At 75.2% G+C, this 17839-nt stretch carries 17 protein-coding genes; 10 read left to right on the plus strand and 7 right to left on the minus strand.

The window, feature by feature from the left end; genetic code table 11:
• The first annotated feature begins 97 nt into the window (after positions 1-97).
• Positions 98-1936, plus strand: coding sequence for a condensation domain-containing protein (locus tag ACIBCA_RS19830; protein WP_396284229.1), 1839 nt, complete (start codon positions 98-100; stop codon positions 1934-1936).
• A gap of 6 nt (positions 1937-1942) precedes the next feature.
• On the opposite strand, the gene ACIBCA_RS19835 is transcribed toward ACIBCA_RS19830, so the two are convergent.
• Positions 1943-2620: a hypothetical protein gene (locus ACIBCA_RS19835; protein ID WP_396284230.1), complete on the minus strand. Its 678-nt coding sequence runs from the start codon at positions 2618-2620 to the stop codon at positions 1943-1945.
• Positions 2617-3213 (minus strand): RNA polymerase sigma factor, encoded by a 597-nt coding sequence (locus ACIBCA_RS19840; RefSeq protein WP_396284231.1) that lies wholly within the window; start codon positions 3211-3213, stop codon positions 2617-2619. Before ACIBCA_RS19840 ends, ACIBCA_RS19835 begins: the two co-directional genes overlap by 4 nt.
• 212 nt (positions 3214-3425) lie before the next feature.
• Here ACIBCA_RS19840 and ACIBCA_RS19845 point away from each other — a divergent pair, with 212 nt between their 5' ends.
• Together ACIBCA_RS19845 and bla are read left to right on the plus strand one after the other, a co-directional pair.
• Positions 3426-4229, plus strand: a complete 804-nt coding sequence (locus ACIBCA_RS19845; RefSeq protein WP_396284232.1) for an SAM-dependent methyltransferase — start codon at positions 3426-3428, stop codon at positions 4227-4229.
• Positions 4230-4275: 46 nt separating this feature from the next.
• Complete coding sequence (gene bla, locus ACIBCA_RS19850; protein WP_396284451.1) at positions 4276-5187, plus strand: class A beta-lactamase; 912 nt, start codon at positions 4276-4278, stop codon at positions 5185-5187.
• Positions 5188-5201: 14 nt separating this feature from the next.
• Here bla and ACIBCA_RS19855 read toward each other — a convergent pair whose 3' ends face one another.
• Positions 5202-5603 (minus strand): carboxymuconolactone decarboxylase family protein, encoded by a 402-nt coding sequence (locus ACIBCA_RS19855; protein ID WP_396284233.1) that lies wholly within the window; start codon positions 5601-5603, stop codon positions 5202-5204.
• On the minus strand, positions 5600-6343 hold the full coding sequence (locus tag ACIBCA_RS19860) for a dienelactone hydrolase family protein (protein ID WP_396284234.1): 744 nt from the start codon (positions 6341-6343) through the stop codon (positions 5600-5602). Before ACIBCA_RS19860 ends, ACIBCA_RS19855 begins: the two co-directional genes overlap by 4 nt.
• Before the next feature lie 181 nt (positions 6344-6524).
• Here ACIBCA_RS19860 and ACIBCA_RS19865 point away from each other — a divergent pair, with 181 nt between their 5' ends.
• From ACIBCA_RS19865 to ACIBCA_RS19880, 4 genes are all read left to right on the plus strand, one after another.
• Positions 6525-7379 carry a helix-turn-helix transcriptional regulator gene (locus ACIBCA_RS19865; protein WP_396284235.1) on the plus strand — a complete coding sequence of 285 codons (855 nt, stop codon included), beginning with the start codon at positions 6525-6527 and terminating at the stop codon, positions 7377-7379.
• Positions 7380-7463: 84 nt separating this feature from the next.
• A complete protein-coding gene (locus tag ACIBCA_RS19870; protein WP_396284236.1) occupies positions 7464-8369 on the plus strand; it encodes a DMT family transporter in 906 nt (301 codons plus the stop codon).
• Positions 8370-8419: 50 nt separating this feature from the next.
• On the plus strand, positions 8420-9193 hold the full coding sequence (locus ACIBCA_RS19875) for an SDR family NAD(P)-dependent oxidoreductase (RefSeq protein ID WP_396284237.1): 774 nt from the start codon (positions 8420-8422) through the stop codon (positions 9191-9193).
• Complete coding sequence (locus ACIBCA_RS19880; RefSeq protein ID WP_396284238.1) at positions 9190-9924, plus strand: polysaccharide deacetylase family protein; 735 nt, start codon at positions 9190-9192, stop codon at positions 9922-9924. The genes ACIBCA_RS19875 and ACIBCA_RS19880 overlap by 4 nt, the downstream gene beginning before the upstream one ends.
• Positions 9925-9929: 5 nt before the next feature.
• On the opposite strand, the gene ACIBCA_RS19885 is transcribed toward ACIBCA_RS19880, so the two are convergent.
• Genes ACIBCA_RS19885 through ACIBCA_RS19895 form a run of 3 tightly spaced genes read right to left on the minus strand, consistent with a single transcriptional unit; the run spans position 9930 to position 13136 of the window.
• Entirely contained in the window at positions 9930-11009 is a 1080-nt protein-coding gene (locus tag ACIBCA_RS19885) for a hypothetical protein (protein ID WP_396284239.1), read from the minus strand.
• 3 nt (positions 11010-11012) lie between these two features.
• The gene (locus ACIBCA_RS19890) at positions 11013-11960 is read right to left on the minus strand and encodes an NAD-dependent epimerase/dehydratase family protein (RefSeq protein ID WP_396284240.1); all 948 of its coding nucleotides are present in this window, start codon (positions 11958-11960) and stop codon (positions 11013-11015) included.
• A 48-nt stretch (positions 11961-12008) separates the two neighbouring features.
• Positions 12009-13136, minus strand: a complete 1128-nt coding sequence (locus ACIBCA_RS19895; RefSeq protein ID WP_396284241.1) for a DegT/DnrJ/EryC1/StrS family aminotransferase — start codon at positions 13134-13136, stop codon at positions 12009-12011.
• A gap of 316 nt (positions 13137-13452) precedes the next feature.
• Here ACIBCA_RS19895 and ACIBCA_RS19900 point away from each other — a divergent pair, with 316 nt between their 5' ends.
• From ACIBCA_RS19900 to ACIBCA_RS19910, 3 genes are all read left to right on the plus strand, one after another.
• Entirely contained in the window at positions 13453-15651 is a 2199-nt protein-coding gene (locus tag ACIBCA_RS19900; RefSeq protein ID WP_396284242.1) for an MMPL family transporter, read from the plus strand.
• 155 nt (positions 15652-15806) lie between these two features.
• Complete coding sequence (locus ACIBCA_RS19905) at positions 15807-17147, plus strand: sensor histidine kinase (protein WP_396284243.1); 1341 nt, start codon at positions 15807-15809, stop codon at positions 17145-17147.
• Positions 17144-17818, plus strand: coding sequence for a response regulator (locus ACIBCA_RS19910; protein ID WP_396284244.1), 675 nt, complete (start codon positions 17144-17146; stop codon positions 17816-17818). The genes ACIBCA_RS19905 and ACIBCA_RS19910 overlap by 4 nt, the downstream gene beginning before the upstream one ends.
• Positions 17819-17839: the final 21 nt, after the last annotated feature.

The raw sequence follows: 17839 nt of genomic DNA on the forward strand, positions 1-17839 counted from the left end.
TCCACCCATTTGGTCTGGACCAGTAGCGGAATCCGCGATACCGTCCCCGAAAACCCCCTGCCGAGCAGCCCCCGGCGAGCCGAAAGGCGCGTGCGACGTGACCATCCACGACGTGACCTCCCCCGACGTGCCCGTGCCTTCGAGCCCGACCCCGGCGGCGGCGAGCCCACTCGCCACCCGGCACATCACCGTCCGCTACGCCGCCGAGGGCAGCGGCTTCGGCCCGCTCACCCGAGGCCAGGACAACATGATCCGCTGCATCCGTGGCGGCGCCCCGGAGCAGATCAACAAGGACTCCCTCTGGCCCGTCCCGGACGACACCTCCCTCTCCGAGGGCCTCGACGCCCTGCGCCTGCTCGTCGAACGGCACGAGTCCCTGCGCACCCACTTCCCGCCCGGCCCCGGTCCGGACGGCTTCCCCAGCCGCCAAGTGGTCCGGGCGAGCGGCGAGTTCGCCGTCACCGTGATCGAGGCCGGCGGCCGGACGGACGCCGAACTGAACGCGCTCGCCGAGGAGTCCGGGCGCCGTGACGTCGCCGTTCCGATCGACCTCGCCGCGCCGCCGCGCATCCGCTTCACCCTGCTCACGGAGGGCGAACGCCTGCTGCGCCTGGTCGCCGTGGTCTGCCACGCCGGAGCGGACGGCGCCGCCATCGCCGTCCTGATCCAGGACTGGCTCGCCCTGGCCGCCGGCAAGGAGCTCCCGCCCGTCAGCTCCCCGACCCCGCTGGAGTTCGCGGCCGCCGAGCAGAGCCCCCAGGGCCGCCGCAAGGCCACCGCCGCGCTGCGCCGCTGGGCGCAGATCCTCTCCACCGGCCCGCAGGCGGTCTTCGCCGACTCGCGGATCACCGGGCGGGCGAGCGACCACGGCGCCCTGCTGGTCCGCTCCCGCGCGGGCGCGGACCACCTCGCCGCCGTCTGCCGCCGCACCGGCGCCAGCCCCTCGGTCGTCCTGCTCGCCGTCTTCGCGGCGCTGGTCGCCCACCGCTCGGGTCAGTCGCGGCTGGTCCTGGCGGCCCTGTCCGCCAACCGCCAGCGCGCCGCCCTGCTCGACCACGTCGGCACGCTCGCCCAGGACGCGCTGATCGAGCTCGACCTCGGCGGCGGACCGCTCGAAGAAGGAGCGGGACGCGACGGCGATGCACCGGCGGCCCCCACCGACCTCGACGCCCTCATCGGGATCACCAAACCGACCTCCTTCGCCGCCTACTGGCACAGCACCCTGGACGCCGAGAAGGTCTGGGAGCTGGTGGAGGACACCGCCCACCTGCGCGGCGCCCGCTTCGGCCGCCAGGTGGTGGTCAACGACCTCAGCCTCACCATCCCCGCCGCCGTCGCCGACCTCCAGCCCGCCCCGGCCGTCGAGCCCGAGCTGACCGAGCTGCCCTCCCCGCCGATGCCCGTCCGGCTGATGTTCACCATCCTGCGGATCAGCGGCAGCCTCGACTTCGTGCTGATCGCCTGCCCCCAGGTGCTCGACGCACGGGAGAGCGACCACTTCGCGCGCGCCCTGCTCGCCGTGCTCGCCGCCGCCGCGAAGGGCCCCGTCCCGCTCGCCGAGCTGCCCGGCCTGGCCGACCTGCCGCGCCCGCACCGGGTGGGCGAGTGGCACGTGATCGACGGCTGCTGGATCGACCTGGCCGCCGTCCGCGCCCTCCTGCGGGAGGCGCTCGGAGCGGACGCGGAGATCAGGATCGCCCTCGAGGAGGCCGCCCTGACCGCAGAGATCACCACGCCGGATGCCGCGCTCACCCCCGGCGTCGCCCACGCTGCGGTGGTCGCCGCCCTGCCCGGCCGTGACACGGCGATGGCCCCGCACCACTACCTCATCCGCCACCGCCCCTCCGGCACCGTGGCCGCGGGCAGCGGCCGCGACCCCGAGGTGGCGGCCCGCCACGCGGCCCTCACCCGAACGGGTGAGGGTGCGCCGAGCTGACGGGGTTCACCCCGACGGGCCGTCGCGGCGCGGCTCCCACCAGCTCCCGGCCTGGGCCTGCGCCGCCAGCCCCCACGGGTTCGGCACCTCCTCCTCGTCCCCTCCCTGCACCGGCAGCCGGTCGATCACCTCCACCAGGGCGGCCGGCAGTTGCGGCGCCAGCCCGTGGTGCACCCGGGAGAGGATGTCGCGCCGCACGTCGTCCGGCAGCAGCGGCCGGCTCATCCGCAGGTCCCGCGGCCCGGGCCGGCCGCGGGCCGTCGCCAGCTGGTCCGACCAGGCGCGCCAGTAGTCGGCGTCCTCGGTCTCGCCGAGCCTGAGGTGGTGCAGGTGCAGGCAGTACGCGGCGGTGCCGCTGCCCGAACCGGCCGCGAAGCGCCACCAGAACTCGGCGCCCTCCTCCCGCCCGGTCGCGTACAGCAGCGCGCCGAACACCTCCGCCCCCTCGGGGTGGATGCGGCGCTCGTTGACCAGCAGGTCCAGGCCCTGGGAGGCGTCCGGCGCGCCCAGCACCAGGGCCACCACCAGGCCGAGTTCGAAGGCGGCCTGCTCGTGCTCGGACGGCAGGTGGGCGGGCGCGGCCGTCAGCCGGGCCCGGCGCAGCGCGGCGATCCGCTCGGCGTGGGCGCGCTCGGTCCGGGGCACCCGCACCGGCGGCGGCTGGGTTCCGTGTTCGGAGGTCACGGCGCCGACTCAACGCCCCGGTCCGGGAGTTCACAGACGCCGAGCCGCCGCGCCAGCCGCTCCCGGGCGTGCCGCAGATTGGAGTGGACGGTGGCCACCGGGCGGCCCAGGTACGCCCCGATCACCTTGACGTGCAGCCCCAGCAGGTAGCGCAGGATCACCACGTCCCGCTGCCGGTCCGGCAGTTCGAGGATCGCCGCGTACAGCCGCACCTCGTCCGCCTCGCTGTGCAGCAGCCCGTCCGCGACCTGCTTGAACGCCCCGATCACCGCCTCGAAGGTGACGGCCTCCACGGCCACCGGCTCCGCGCCCGACACCCAGTCCGCGATGTGCCGGTTCGCCAACCGCCAGGCGTAGGCGGCCGGTTCCTCGAAACGCACCACCTGCGGCCAGCACCGGGCGAGGTCGCCCTTGACGGCCTCGACCACCAGGACGGCGTCGGCCCGGCTGCCCGTCCGCGTCAACGCCAGCGCGTGCCAGGCGGGTTGGTGGGTCGCGCAGAACGCGGCGTAGGTGAGGTCCGGCCGTGGCCCGGGCTCGCCGCCGAGCGTTCCCACCCCGCGGAGGGGGGCGGCGCTCCAGTCGATCGTCATCGCCCCATCCTCACGGCACCGGGCCCTCACTCCCGGCCGTCAAGCGAATACAGTTCGTCATCCCGTCATATGTATGCGGACAGGGATCGATCGGTCCGAAACCGGCGGCCCCGAACACGGTTGGGCGCCGGAAGCCCGGGGGAACAATCGATCCGTCCATGCCGGAACGGCCAGGGGCTGCTGAGGGCCGAGGGAAGAGGGGGAGCGCAACGATGAGCCTCTACGACGGGGTCGACCTGCGGCTGAACGTGCCGCACTCCGCCCGGATGTACGACTACTTCCTGGGCGGCTTCACCAACTTCGCCGCCGACCGCGAAGCCGCGGGCCACGCGCTCGCCGTCGCCCCCTGGCTGCGCACCGCCGCGCGCGCCAACCGCTCCTTCATGCACCGCTCCACCCGCGCCCTCGCCGAGGCCGGCATCGAGCAGTTCCTCGACATCGGCACGGGCATCCCCACCCCGCCCAACCTCCACGAGATCGCCCAGGGCGTCCAGCCGCTCGCCCGCGTCGTCTACGCCGACAACGACCCGATCGTGCTCTCCCACGCCCAGGCCCTGCTCACCGGCACGCCCGAGGGCCGCACCGCCTACGTCGAGGCCGACGTCACCGATCCCGAACGCCTCCTCGCCTCCGCGAGCCTGCACGAGACCATCGACCTCGCCCGGCCGGTCGCGCTCTCCCTCAACGCCCTGCTCCACTTCGTGCCCGACGCACAGGGCGCGTACGGGATCGTCGAGCACTTCAAGTCCGTCCTCGCCCCCGGCAGCGCCCTGGTGATGACCCACATCACCCCCGACTTCGCCGCCGAGGACGTCGCCCGCGTGGCCGGGATCTACGAGGCCGCCGGCACCCCGGTCCAGGCCCGCACCCGCGAGGAGTTCACCCGCTTCTTCGACGGCTGGACGCTCCTGCCGCCCGGCGTCGTCCCCTGCGCCGACTGGCGCCCCGACCCCGGCGACCGCCCGGTCGCCCCCGCCGAGGCGTCGATCCACGTGGGCGTGGCCCTCGCGCTGTGACGGAGAACTGGCGAACCGTCAGCCCACGTACGGTGTCCTGGTGAGTATGAACCCACATCCCCGGCACACCCGGCACACCCGACGCACCGTCCTCGCCCTCGGCGGCGTCGCGGCCGCCGCCCTGGCCGGCGCGACCGGCACCGCCCACGCGGCGGGCGAGGACACGGCCCGCCGCCTCGCCGACCTGGAACGCGAACACGGCGCCCGCCTCGGCGTCCACGCCCGCAACCTGCGCACCGGCCGGGTCGTCCGGTACCGCGCGGGCGAACCGTTCCCGATGTGCTCGGTGTTCAAGACCGTCGCCGTCGCCGCCGTCCTGCGCGACCTCGACCGCGACGGCGAGTTCCTCGCCCGCCGCCTCCACTACACCCGCGAGGACACCGAGACCTCCGGCGGAGCCCCCGTCACGGGCCTGCCGCAGAACCTCGCCGAGGGCATGACCGTCGCCGACCTCTGCGCCGCCGCCATCGACCACAGCGACAACGCGGCGGCCAACCTGCTGCTGCGCGAACTCGGCGGCCCCGCCGCCGTCACCCGCTTCTGCCGCTCGATCGGCGACCGCGTCACCCGGCTCGACCGCTGCGAACCCGACCTCAACTCCGCCGAACCCGGCCGCACCACCGACACCACCACGCCGCGCGCCATCGCCGAGACCTACCGCCGGCTCGTCCTCGGCCACGCCCTGCCGCCGGCCAAGCGCGAGCGCCTCACCACCTGGCTGCTCGGCAACACCACCAGCACCCACCGCTTCCGCGAGGGCCTGCCGGCCTCCTGGCGCCTCGCCGACAAGACCGGCACCGGCTCCTACGGCACCACCAACGACGTCGGCATCGCCTGGACCGCGGACGGCGCCCCCGTCGTCCTGGCCGTCCTCTCCACCAAGCCCGACCCCAAGGCCCCCAAGGACGACGCCCTGGTGGCCGAGACGGCCGCCGTCCTGGCCGCCGTCCTCGGCTGACCCGCCCGCACCCCCTACGGAACCTGCCGCACCGGCAGGAGCCCTCGCGCGCCCAGGACCTTGCGCGCGACGCCCATCGCCGCCATCACCCGGGGGAACCCGGCGTACGGGAGCGCCTGGAGGACGGCCTCGACGATCTCGCCCGGTTCGAGGCCCGCGTCGAGGGCCGTGCCGAGGTGCGCCTCCAGCTGGGGCTCGACGCCGCCGAGGGCGATCAGGGCACCGAGGACGACCAACTCCCGCCGGGCGGCGTCCAGTCCGGGGCGGGCGTGGATGTCGCCGTACGCGAACTCGACGGCGAGTCGGGGCAGGTCGGGGGCGATGTCGTCGAGGGAGTCGTAGGCCCGGGCGCGGACGGGGCCCGGCCCGCCGAGCTCACGCTGGCGGGCCAGGCCCCGTTCGTACCGCTCGTTCACCGGGCCGCGCCGTGGCGGGCGGTGAAGTCCAGCAGGCGGTGCCAGGCGTCGGTGCAGGCGTCCTGCCACTGCGCGAAGGAGTCGTCGAAGAACGAGTGCGGGGCGCCGTCGTAGACGTGCCGCTCGTGCTCCTTGCCGGCGCCGTCGAGGCGGGCGGAGAGGGCGTCGAACTCCTCCTGGGTGGTGGCCACGTCGTCCCCGGCGAGCAGCATCAGCAGCGGCGCGGACACCTGCTCGGCGCGGTCGCCGAAGAAGCGCGGCGGCCCGTAGAAGCCGACCGAACCGGCCAGGCCGAGGTCTGCGGAGGCGAGCCGCCAGGAGTACGCGCCGCCCAGGCAGAACCCGACGCTGAAGAGCGGACCGCCGCTCCACTCCCGCAACTTGGCCGCGGCCGCCGCCGCGTCCGCCTCCACGTGGGCCGGCTCCAGCAGCGGCATGTGGGCGGCCCAGTCGAAGTCGGCGTCGCGGTCGCTCAGGCCCGCGCTGCGGCCGTAGAAGTCGAAGGCGAGGGTGTGGAACCCGGCCTCGGCGAAGCGCCGGGCGAGGTCCTCGTAGAAGGGGTGCAGGCCCCGCCGGTCGGGCAGCAGCAGGACGCTGCGGCCGTTGGGAGCGGTCGGGGCGGCGCGGAAGGCGCTGAACCGGTTGCCGTCGGCGGCGGTGATCTCCAGCCGCCCCTCCCGCGCCACGGCGCCGGTGGTGACGGGGGCGGCGGGCGGACGGCTGTCGGTGGTGTGGCACATGGTGCTGTTCTCCCTGCGTCGTTGTGAACGTGCCCCAGCCTGCTGCCGCCGCCCGGACCTACCCAGACCCCTGCCGTTCCGGGTACTGCCAGGGCCACCCTCGGCTGCGCCCCCGAAGCTGCGCCCCCTCGGCTCCGCCCCCGAAGCCGCGCCCCCCGCCGCGCCGGGCATACTGGCGGGCATGGATCTGGGGGAGTTTCTGCAGGCCCGACGGGCCCTGATCACCCCGCAGAGCGCCGGACTGCGCGGTGGCGGACGCCGCCGGGTGCCGGGCCTGCGGCGCGAGGAGCTGGCGCAGCTCGCGGGGATCAGCGTCGAGTACTACCAGCGGCTGGAGCAGGGCCGCGCGAAGCACCCGTCCGAGGAGGTGCTGGACGCGCTCGCCGAGGTGCTCCGCCTGGACGAGGTCGAGCGCCGGCACCTGCACGTCCTCGCCCGGCCCGCCCGCAGGCACGGCACGAGCGCTCCCGGCACGACGGCTCCCGACACGCCGGCCGTCCGCCCCGAACTGGTGCGCCTGCTGGAGCAGGTGAAGGTCCCGGCCATGGTGATGACCGACCGCTTCGACGTCCTCACCCTCAACCCCATCGCCAGGCGGCTGTTCGTCCCGGCCGCCGCCCTCCCGCAGGGGGCGTGGAACCTGGCCAGGTTCCTCTTCCTCGACCCGGAAGGGCGCGAGTTCTACGTCGCGTGGGAGGAGGTCGCCGCCGCCACCGTCGGCCAGCTCCGCGCCACCGCGGGCCTGCACCCCGGGGACCGCGAACTCGCCGACCTGATCGCCGGGTTGCGCGCCCACAGCGCCGCCTTCGCCCGCCTCTGGTCCCGCGCCGACGTGGAGATCCGCACGTACGGGACCAAGAGCTTCCGGCACCCGGCCGTCGGGACGCTCGCCTTCAGCTACGAGACCCTCGGTCTCACCGGCGACGACCGCCTCCGGCTCGTGACCCTCACCCCCGTCCCGGACGGCCCGACCGAGGCCGCCCTGCACCTGCTGGCCACCTGGGCGGAGGAACCCCTGGCACCCGCCGTCGTCTAGAGGAACCGGAGTGCCCGCCCACCCCACCTGGCACAGACTGGTGGTGCCAACCGATGCTGCCCCACACCCCGGGACGGGAGAGGCATGCTGCTGGGACTCACCACCGCCCTGGTCGCCACCGTCTGCTTCGGCTTCGGCGCGGTCTTCCAGGCCCGCGGCGCCCGCTCGGCCCCCCGCGCGGACCGGGTGCGGGCCGGGCTGCTCGCCGCGCTCGTCCGTTCCTGGCAGTTCGTGGCGGGCACGCTGCTGGACATCCTCGGCTTCGTGCTGAGCATCGTCGCCCTGCGCAGCCTGCCCCTCTTCCTCGTCCAGGCCGTCACCAACGCCAGCCTCGCCGTCACCGCCCTGGCCGCCGTCTGGATGCTCGGTGCCCGCCTGCACCGCAGCGACGTCGCCGGCATCCTCGCCGTCGTGGTCGGCCTGACGCTGCTGGCCCTCGGCTCGGGCCGGGAGGGCCGGGAGTACGCGCCCGCCGCTTTCCACTGGGCCCTGCTGGCCACCACCGTCGTGACGGTGCTGCTCACCCTGGTCCTGGCCCGCCGCGAGGGCGTCCCCGCGGCGGCGGGCCTGGGGCTGCTCGCGGGCGTGGGCTTCGGTGTCACCAGCCTCGCCGTCCGCGTCCTCGACGCCTCCGGCGTGCTCACCCTCCTCACCGACCCGGCCGCCTACGCCCTGGTCGTCGGGGGCCTCGGCGGCTACCTCGCCTACGCCCTCGCCCTGCAACGCGGCACCGTCACCGCCGCCACCGCCGCCGGGACGGTCGCCGAGACCTTCGCCCCGGCCCTGGTCGGCGTGGCCGCGCTCGGCGACGCCGCCCGCCCGGGCTACGCCTGGTGCGCCCTGACGGGCTTCGCGATCGCGGTGGGCGGCACCTTCCTCCTCTCCCGGTTCGGCGAACTCGAGGGCGAGTCCGCCGAGCTCACCGAAGCGCGTCGGCCCGAGCCGGCCCCCGGTCCCGGTCGCCCGGACGGCTCCGCCGTGCGAAGGTGACGTGCCGGACAATTCGGACGGCGAAGCGCGCACAGAGCGGCAGGTACGCGATGCCGGACGAACCCCAGGCCACCCCCGACGCCCGCCCGGTCGCCCTGATCACCGGCGCCTCCTCCGGCATCGGCCTCGCCACCGCCACCCGCCTGGCCGACGCCGGCTGGTGCACCCTGCTCTCCGGCACCGACCGCACCCGCCTGGACGCCCTCGCCGACCGCACGGGCGGCCGCCCCCTGCCCGAGGACCTCGCCAAACCGGACGGCCCCGCCCGCCTCGTCGAGGCCGCCCTCGCCGCCACGGGCCGGGTGGACGCCCTGGTCGCCAGCGCGGGCCTCGGCTGGCGCGGCCCGTACGAGCGCACCCCCTCCGACACCCTCGACAGGATGATCGAGGTCAACCTCGCCGCCCCCCTGCGCCTGGTCCGCCTCCTGCTGCCCGGCATGCTGGAGCGCGGCCGGGGCCGGATCGTGCTCCTCGGCTCGATGGCCGGCGCCGTCGGCGTCCGCGAGGAATCCGGGTACTCGGCCACCAAGGCGGGCCTGGCGATGTTCGCGGAGAGCCTCTGGTACGAGCTGCGCGGTACCGGCGTCGGGGTGCGCATGATCCTCCCGGGCGCGGTGGACACCCCGTTCTTCGACCGGCGCGGCACCCCCTACCAGCGCGGACGCCCCCGCCCCGTCACGGCCGAGCGCGTCGCGGACGCCGTGGTCGCGAGCATCACCACCGAGCGCGACCGCCTCTTCGTGCCGCAGTGGCTGGGCCTGCCCGCCCGCATCCACGGCGCCGCCCCCGGCTTCTTCCGCCGCATGGCCTCCCGCTTCGGGTGAGCGGCCCGCTCAATGCCGCCGTCCTGGGGGCCGCCGCCGTCGAGTTCCTGCACCTGGCCCCGGCCGCCGTCCGCCTCCCGCCGCTGCGCCGCACCCTCGCCCGCCGCACCGCCGGCCACGGCGCCGACCCCCGGCACGTCGCCCTCACCTTCGACGACGGCCCCGACCCGGTCAGCACCCCGTACGTCCTCGACGCGCTCGACGAACTCGGCGCCCGCGCCACCTTCTTCCTCCTCGGCGCCATGCTGGAACGCGCCCCCGACCTGGGCCGGGAACTGGTGCTGCGCGGCCACGAGGTCGCCGTGCACGGCTGGCACCACCGGCAGCAGTGGTACCCGGCCCCCGCCCGCGACGCCCGCGAGCTGCGCCGCGCCACCGAGGCCGTCACCGACCTGTGCGGCGTACGCCCGCTCTGGTACCGCCCGCCGTACGGCGTCCTGACCGCCGGGCCCGCCCTCGCCGCCCGCCGCCTGGGCCTGCGCACCGTCCTGTGGACGGCCTGGGGCCGCGACTGGACGGCCGAAGCCACCGGCGAGAGCGTCTACGCCACCGCCCGCCCGGGCCTCACCGGCGGCGCCACCCTGCTGCTCCACGACTCCGACTGCACCTCCGCCCCCGGCTCCTGGCGTGCCACCCTCGCCGCCCTGCCGGCCCTCGCCGCCCACTGCCGCACCCAAGGCCTGGTCCTCGGCCCGCTGCGCGACCACGCCGTCCCGTCTACGCGAGACTGACACCTCTACGCGAGCCCCACCCGCTCCAGCGCCGCCCCGAACCCCGCCCGCCAGCCGTCCGGCCTGGCGCCGGGGGAGGGGGCGGGCGCCGGGCGCTCGAGCGCGGCGAGCGCGCCGCGCACCACCTCCTCGGGGCGGGCGGAGGCGACGTCGGCGTGGCCGAGCTCCAGTTCGTGCTGGAGGTTGTCCCGCCCGTGCCCCTGGACGACGTCGAGCAGCAGCAGCCGCCGCCCGATCGCCCGGGCCTCGCTGCACGTGTCCCCGGAGCTGGTCACCACCAGGTCCGCCGCCGTCATCAGGGCGGGCACCCCGTCGGTGTAGCCGTACGGGTGCAGCCGGGGCTCGCGCAGGGCGGCGGCGCGCAGCCGCCGTTCCAGCTCCCGGTTGCGCCCGGCGACGGCGAGCACGTGCGGCCCGGCCGCCGCCAGGGCGGCGGCGCAGCGGGCGAGCGGCCCGAGCCCCCAGGCGCCGGACATCAGCAGCACGCACCGCGCCTCCTCCGGCACCCCGGCCTCCGCCCGCGCCTCGGCCCGTCCGGGCGGCCGGTAGAACGGCGCGCGCAGCGGCGCGGGCAGCACGGCGATCCGGGCCTCGGGCCGGTAGCGGCGGACGGCGCAGGCGGCCACCTCGGAGGTGACCAGGAACAGGTCGGTGCCCTCCTGCACCCACAGCCGGTGGGGCGTGACGTCCGTGCAGAACACGAAGTGCCGGAACTCCCGCCCGGGCAGGGCGTTGACGGCCGAGGTGGCGGTGGCGAACACCGACACCACCAGCTGCGGCCGCTGCCGTCGCACCAACTCCCGTAGCGCGGGCACGAGTTTGGAGCGGGCGGCGGCGTCGGCCGCCAGCGCGATCCGGGCGCCGGGGCGCAACGCGGAGAAGTGGAACGCGTCGTAGACGCCGGGCAGGTCGAGCAGCCGCCGGAAGACGGCCTCCCCGGCGGCGCCGGAGCGGCGGCCGAGCAGGGCCATCGCGTCGACGGTGGAGGTGGTCCAGCCGCGCTCCTCCAGGGTGTCGGCGCAGGCCCGCGCCATCACGTCGTGTCCCTGGCCGAGGGAGCCGGAGACCAGCAGGGCGTGCGGCACCGGTCAGCCCGGGGCGGAGGCGGCGTCCTGGTACCACTGGGCGTAACGCCGCACCCCCTCGGTGAAGTTGGTGCGCGGCGACCAGCCGAGCAGCCGCTTGGCCTGGGCGGAGGAGATCCGCCGGCCCGCGTAGTCGGCCTTGCGTCCGGGGATGTGCTCGATGGTGACCGGGCCGAGCAGGTCGTCGACGGTGTCGGCGATGTCGCGGATGGAGATCGCGGTGGAACCCTCCAGCGCGAAGGTCTGGTCCTCGGCGGCGGGGGACAGGGCCCGCACATGGGCGTCCGCGAGGTCCTCGACGTAGACGAAGTTGCGGCTCTGCCGCCCGTCGCCCGCGATGGTGATCGGCCGCCCGGCCAGCGCCGCCTGCACGAACCGGGCGACGACGAGCTCGTCGCGCATCCGGGGCCCGTAGGGGATGCCGAAGCGCAGGATGGTGAAGTGCTGGCCGTACAGCTCGCGGTAGCTGTGCACCAGCATCTCGGCGGCGAGTTTGGTGGCCACGTACAGATGGCCGCTGTGCTCCAGGGCGATCGGCGCGTGCTCGTCCAACTCCTGTTCCTCGTCGTCGAGTCGGTCGAGCTGCTGGTCGGCGAGGGCGGCGCCGTACACCCAGACGGTGCTGGCCAGGACGGTGCGGCTCAGTCCGCTGCGCCGGGCCGCCTCCAGGACGGTCTCGGTGCCGTCGATGTTGGCGCGCACGGCGCCCACCGGGTCGGCGGTGACCTGCTCGACGTCGGCCATCGCGGCGAGGTGGTAGACCACCTCGCTGCCGGCCAGCGCTGCGGTGAGGGCCGGCAGGTCGAGCACGTCGATGCGCGCGTGCTCGGCGTCGGGGTTGAGGTACTTGTCGGTGGTGTCCACCGCCAGCACCTCGTGGCCGGCCGCGATCAGGTGGTCCACGACGTGTGAGCCGATGAACCCGCACCCCCCGGTGACGGCTATCCGCACGGCCCCGCTCCCTTCATCCGTCTCATTCGCGACATCGGTGTCAGCCGTTCAGGCCCCGGCGAGGCGCCGGTGCACCGTCGAGACGGCCTCGATCACCTGCTCCGTCTCGTCCTCGGTCATGTCCGAGTGCACCGGCAGGCAGATCTGCCGGGCGCACACGTCCTCCGCCACCGGCAGCGGCCCGCGCCGGTACGGCTCCAGCACCGGCTGCAGGTGCAGCGGCAGGTCGTACACCTCGCCCGACAGCCGCACCCCGAACTCCTCGGCCACGGCCCGCTTGAACGCCGCCCGGTCGGTGCCGCGCGGCAGCAGCGCCACGTACTTGTAGTAGTTGCCGCGGCTGCCGTCCGGCTCGGCCAGCGGCTCCAGCCCGTCGATCCCGGCCAGCGCGTCGTCGTAGCGGCGGGCGACGGCCCGGCGGGTCTCGACGAACTCCTTGAGCCGGCGCAGGTGCACCGTGCCGGTGGCCGCGTGCAGCTCGCTCATCCGCCAGGCGTGGCCGAGCAGCACGTGGTGGTTGGTGGTGAAGGAGCCCTTGCCCTGGTCGCGGTAGATCCGGGCCTCGTCGCGCAGCTCCGGCGACTCGGTGAGGACCATGCCGCCCTCGCCGCTGGTGGTGACCTTGGTCGGGTAGAAGGAGAACGCCCCGGCCAGGCCGAAGGTCCCGGCGCTGCGCCCGTCGAAGCTGCTGCCGTGCGCGTGCGCCGCGTCCTCGATCAGCGGCACGCCGCGCGCGTCGCACAGCGCCCGCAGCTCGTCCACCCGCGGGGTGATCATCCCGCCGATGTGCACCAGCACCACGGCGGCGGTGTCCGGGGTCAGGGCGGCGGCCAGCGTCTCGGGGGAGAGGGCCAGGGTGGCCGGGTCGACGTCGGCGAAGACCGGCCGACCGCCCGCGTGGACGACGGCGCCGGCGGTCGCGTAGAAGCTCACGGCCGGGACCACCACGTCCCTGCCGCGCACGTCGACGGTGCGCAGGATCACCTCCAGCGCCGCCGTGCCGCTGGCGACCGCCACGGCGTGCGAGGCGCCGTGCTCGGCCGCGAACGCCTGCTCGAAGCGCTCCGTCCAGGGGCCGAGGGTGAGCGCGCCGGTGGCGAGCATCTCCGTCACCGCCTCGGCGACGGCCGCGCGGTCGCTCTCGTCGAACACGATGCGGGCGGCTGGAACGCCCATGGGACACCTCCGGCGGCGGGCTGGGATCAGCACCGATCGGGGTCAGGTCGTACCGAGCGTCGGGGAGACGGTCGGGCCAGGCACATCACGCTACTTCGCGGGGCCCGCCGCGGCCCGCCGCACCGCCCGCACGGGTGACGCCGCCGGTCGTACTGCGTCCGCAGTACGCGTACGGCCTGCACAGGGACGACGACGGGGGAGGGGTCGGCGACCGACGATGGGACATGCTGCGGGCGGACCGCGCCGGAACCGGCGTACGGGCCGCTCGCCGCGCGTTCCGCGACCGTGCACCGAACCCGAAGGAGGCCGCACTTCCGTGGCCACGTTCCTGTACCGACTGGGCCGATGGGCCTTCGCCCGGCGCAAGCTGGTGACCCTGCTGTGGGTCGCCGTGCTGGCCGTCTGCGGAGTCCTCGCCGCCAAGGCACCCGCGGCGCCCGACGACGGTTTCTCGATGCCGGGCACGGAGGCGCAGAAGGCGTTCGACCTGATGAACGAGCGCTTCCCCGGCGGCCACGCGGACGGCGCCTCGGCCCGCCTGGTGTTCACCGCGCCGAACGGTCAGAAGATCACCGCCGAGCCGAACAAGAAGGCCGTCGAGTCCACCGTCGCCGAGCTGGCCCACGCCGAGGAGGTCACCGGCGCGGTCGACCCGTTCCAGGCGCACGCCGTCTCCCAGGACGGCACCACCGCGTACGCGACGGTCAGCTACTCGGTGAAGGCCGGCAAGCTCTCCGACGGCGCCACCACCGCCCTGGAGCAGGCCGCCCAGCACGGCCGCGACGCCGGACTGAAGGTCGAGGTCGGCGGCACCGCGCTGATGGCCAAGCCCGAGGCGGGCGGCAGCAGCGAGGCCATCGGCATGGCGCTGTCCGCCGTCGTCCTGGTGATCACCTTCGGCTCGCTGGTCGCCGCGGGCCTGCCGCTGCTCACCGCGATCGTCGGCGTGGGCCTCGGCATGTCGCTGATCGCCGCGCTCGGCAGCACCCTGGGCCTGTCCACCACGACGGGCACCCTGGCGATGATGCTGGGCCTGGCGGTCGGCATCGACTACGCGGTGTTCATCGTCTCCCGCTACCGCGCCGAACTCGCCGAGGGCCGCACCCCCCAGGAGGCGGCCGGACGGGCCGTGGGCACCGCGGGCTCGGCGGTGGTGTTCGCGGGCCTCACCGTGGTCATCGCCCTGGCCGGGCTCTCCGTGGTCGGCATCCCGCTCCTCGCCAAGATGGGCATGGCCGCCGCCGGCACCGTCGTCATCGCCGTGCTGGTCGCGCTGACCCTGGTGCCCGCCCTGCTCGGCTTCATCGGCCGCAAGGTGCTGCCCCGCAAGGTCCGCAAGGCCCCCGAGGGCGCGGCCCCGCGCACCGGCGACAACGGCGGCGCCCGCTGGGCCCGGTTCGTGCTGCGCCGCCCGCTCGCCGTGCTGCTCGGCGGCGTGATCGGGCTCGGCGTGCTCGCCGCCCCCGCCCTGGACCTGAACCTCGGCCTGCCCGGCGACGAGTCCAAGCCCACCTCCACCACCCAGCGCCGCGCCTACGACCAGCTGTCCGAGGGCTTCGGCCCCGGCTTCAACGGCCCGCTGACCGTCCTGGTGGACGTCAAGGGCACCGCCGACCCCAAGGGCGCGGCGAACGAGGTCGTCAAGGCCGTCTCCTCGGTGCCCGGGGTGGACAGGGTCTCGCCGCCGGTGTTCAACCAGGCGGGCGACACCGCCCTGGTCAACGCGATCCCGACGACCGGCCCGAGCGACGCGAGGACCAAGGACCTGGTGCACACCATCCGCGGCAAGGCGGCCGGCCTGAAGACCGCCACCGGCGCGACCGTCCTGGTCAGCGGCACCACCGCGATGAACATCGACGTCTCGCAGAAGCTCAGCGACGCGCTGCTGCCCTACCTGGCGGTGGTGGTCGGCCTCGCCGTCCTGCTGCTGCTCGTGGTCTTCCGCTCGGTGCTCGTCCCCGTGAAGGCGGCCCTCGGCTTCCTCCTCTCGGTGGCCGCCGCCCTGGGCGCCGTCGTCGCGGTGTTCCAGTGGGGCTGGCTGGCCGACCTGATCGGCGTCGAGCAGACCGGCCCGGTGATGAGCATGATGCCGATCTTCATGATCGGCGTGGTCTTCGGCCTCGCCATGGACTACGAGGTGTTCCTGGTCACCCGCATCCGCGAGGGCTTCGTGCACGGCGAGAGCCCGGACCAGGCGATCGTGACCGGCTTCCGGCACAACGCCCGGGTGGTCACCGCCGCCGCGTTCATCATGATCGCCGTCTTCGCGGGCTTCATCGGGATGAGCGAGCCCATGATCAAGATGATGGGCCTGGGCCTCGCCACCGCCGTCGCCTTCGACGCCTTCATCGTCCGGATGACGATCGTCCCGGCCGTGCTCGCCCTGCTCGGCCGCCGCGCCTGGTGGATGCCGCGCTGGCTCGACCGGATCGTCCCGGACGTGGACGTCGAGGGCAGCAAGCTCCACGCCGCCGCCCCCGAGGCGGCCCCGGAGCGGGAGCCGGTCACCGTCTGACCGGCCCCTCCACCGGCCCCGCTCGACCCCACCACCGGCCCGTTCCGGGCATGAGTTCGAGCGCGGACCGTTACCGTTGCAAGTCGGGGGCCGTTCCGTCCGGAACGGCCCCCGCCGAGCATCAGACGCTCACAGCATGGAACGCGGAGAGCACCATGAGCGACACCTGGCAGCGACTGCGCCGCGACCACCCCCGGCTGCTCGACGTCCTGGGCGGCGCGCTGCTGACGGTCATCACCGCACTCGGCGCCACCGTCGACCAGTACGGCGGGAACTGGGTCGTGCCCGGCGCGGGCACCGTCGCCGTCGCCGCCGTCTCCGTCCTGGCCGTCTTCCTCCACCGCCGCCACCCCTTGGCCGTCGTCGCCGTCACCCTGGGCTGCACGATGGCCCTCAGCGTGATCAGCCCCCGGCTCACCCCCATGCTGGCGACCCCGCTGCTGCTGGCCCTCTACTTCCTCGCCGTGCGCACCGACCGCTCCACCGCCTTCCGCGCCTCCGTCGCCACGGCCGTCCTGCTCACCGGCATGACGCTGGCCTTCGGCCCCGGCGGCCCGATCGGCGAGCGCATCGGCGTCCTCGCCTGGGCCCTGCTGCCCGGCGCCCTCGGCGACTCCATCCGCAACCGCCGCGTCCAGCTCGCCGCGATCCGGGAGCGCGCCGAACGCGCCGAGGCGACCCGCGAGGAGGAGGCCCGCCGCCGCGTCGCCGACGAGCGCATCCGCATCGCCCGCGACCTGCACGACGTCGTCGCCCACCACATCGCCCTGGCCAACGCCCAGGCGGGCATCGCCGTCCACCTCATGGACCGCCACCCCGCCCAGGCCCGCGAGGTGCTCAGCCACATCACCGAGGCCACCGGCTCCGCCCTCCAGGAGCTGCGCGCCACGGTCGGACTGCTGCGCCGGGCCGAGGAGCCCGCCCCGCTGGAGCCGGCCCCGGGCCTGGACCAGCTGCCCGAGCTGATCCACAGCTTCGAACGGGCGGGCCTGCCCGTGCGGCTCACCGTCGAGGGCGAGGCCCGCCCGCTCTCCCCGGGCGTGGACCTCACGGCCTTCCGGATCGTCCAGGAGTCGCTGACCAACGTCGCCAAGCACGCCAGCGGCGCCGACGCCGAGATCACCCTCGCCTACAGCGGCAGCCGGGTCGCGCTCAGCGTCGCCAACGGCCGCCCGGCCCCCGCCGGCCGCCCCCGCCCCGTCGCCCTGCCCCAGCCCGCGCCCGGCCAGGCCGGTTTCGGGCAGGGCGGCTTCGGGCTGATCGGCATGCGCGAGCGGGCCGGCGCGGTCGGCGGACGCCTCAGCGCCGACCCCCGCCCGGACGGCGGGTTCCTGGTCACGGCCGAACTGCCGCTGCGCACCGGCAGCCGCGACGGCGCCCCCGCCCCGGCCGAGCGCTCGGTACGGGACGGCCGAGCCGCCGCACGAGACCCGCAGGACGCGCGAGACGTACGAGCCGCACGAGCCGCACGAGACGACAGGGACCACCGCGCATGACCATCCGCGTACTGCTCGCCGACGACCAGGCCCTGCTGCGCGGCGCCTTCCGGGTGCTGATCGACGCCGAGGACGACATGGAGGTCGTCGGCGAGGCCGCGGACGGCCGCGAGGCCGTCGAACTCGCCCGCGCCACCAGGCCCGACCTCGTCCTGATGGACATCCGCATGCCCGGCGCCGACGGACTCGGCGCCACCGCCGCCATCTGCGGCGACGAGGAGCTCTCCGGCACCCGGGTGCTGATCCTCACCACCTTCGAGATCGACGAGTACGTGGCCCAGGCGCTGCGCGCGGGCGCCGGCGGCTTCCTCGGCAAGGGCGCGGCCCCGGAGGAACTCCTCGCCGCCGTACGCACGGTGGCGGCCGGCGACGCCCTGCTGTCGCCGGCCGCCACCCGCGCCGTCATCGACCAGTTCCTCGCCCAGCCCGACCTCGCCGCCGCGGCCCCGGCCGAGCGCCTCGCCGTGCTCACGGCCCGCGAGCGCGAGGTCATGTCGATGGCCGCCACGGGCCTGACCAACGAGGAGATCGCCGAGCGGATGTTCGTGAGCCCCTTCACGGTGCGCACCCACATCCACCGGGCGATGTCCAAGCTCGACGCGCGCGACCGGGCCCAACTGGTGGCCATCGCCTACCAGTCGGGCCTCGTCCCGCCGGGCCGCCCGTCCTGAGCCGGGCCGGTTCCGGGGCCG

The sequence above is a fragment of the Kitasatospora sp. NPDC051170 genome, assembly GCF_044455705.1.
Classification (GTDB): Bacteria; Actinomycetota; Actinomycetes; order Streptomycetales; family Streptomycetaceae; genus Kitasatospora.

Bases quoted from the DNA above. Each gene is read 5' to 3' on its own strand.
- ACIBCA_RS19910 (WP_396284244.1), top strand. From the start codon at position 17,144: ATGACCATCCGCGTACTGCTCGCCGACGACCAGGCCCTGCTGCGCGGC.
- ACIBCA_RS19895 (WP_396284241.1), bottom strand. From the start codon at position 13,136: ATGGGCGTTCCAGCCGCCCGCATCGTGTTCGACGAGAGCGACCGCGCG.
- ACIBCA_RS19870 (WP_396284236.1), top strand. From the start codon at position 7,464: ATGCTGCTGGGACTCACCACCGCCCTGGTCGCCACCGTCTGCTTCGGC.
- ACIBCA_RS19845 (WP_396284232.1), top strand. From the start codon at position 3,426: ATGAGCCTCTACGACGGGGTCGACCTGCGGCTGAACGTGCCGCACTCC.
- ACIBCA_RS19905 (WP_396284243.1), top strand. From the start codon at position 15,807: ATGAGCGACACCTGGCAGCGACTGCGCCGCGACCACCCCCGGCTGCTC.
- ACIBCA_RS19875 (WP_396284237.1), top strand. From the start codon at position 8,420: ATGCCGGACGAACCCCAGGCCACCCCCGACGCCCGCCCGGTCGCCCTG.
- ACIBCA_RS19840 (WP_396284231.1), bottom strand. From the start codon at position 3,213: ATGACGATCGACTGGAGCGCCGCCCCCCTCCGCGGGGTGGGAACGCTC.
- ACIBCA_RS19865 (WP_396284235.1), top strand. From the start codon at position 6,525: ATGGATCTGGGGGAGTTTCTGCAGGCCCGACGGGCCCTGATCACCCCG.
- ACIBCA_RS19860 (WP_396284234.1), bottom strand. From the start codon at position 6,343: ATGTGCCACACCACCGACAGCCGTCCGCCCGCCGCCCCCGTCACCACC.
- bla (WP_396284451.1), top strand. From the start codon at position 4,276: ATGAACCCACATCCCCGGCACACCCGGCACACCCGACGCACCGTCCTC.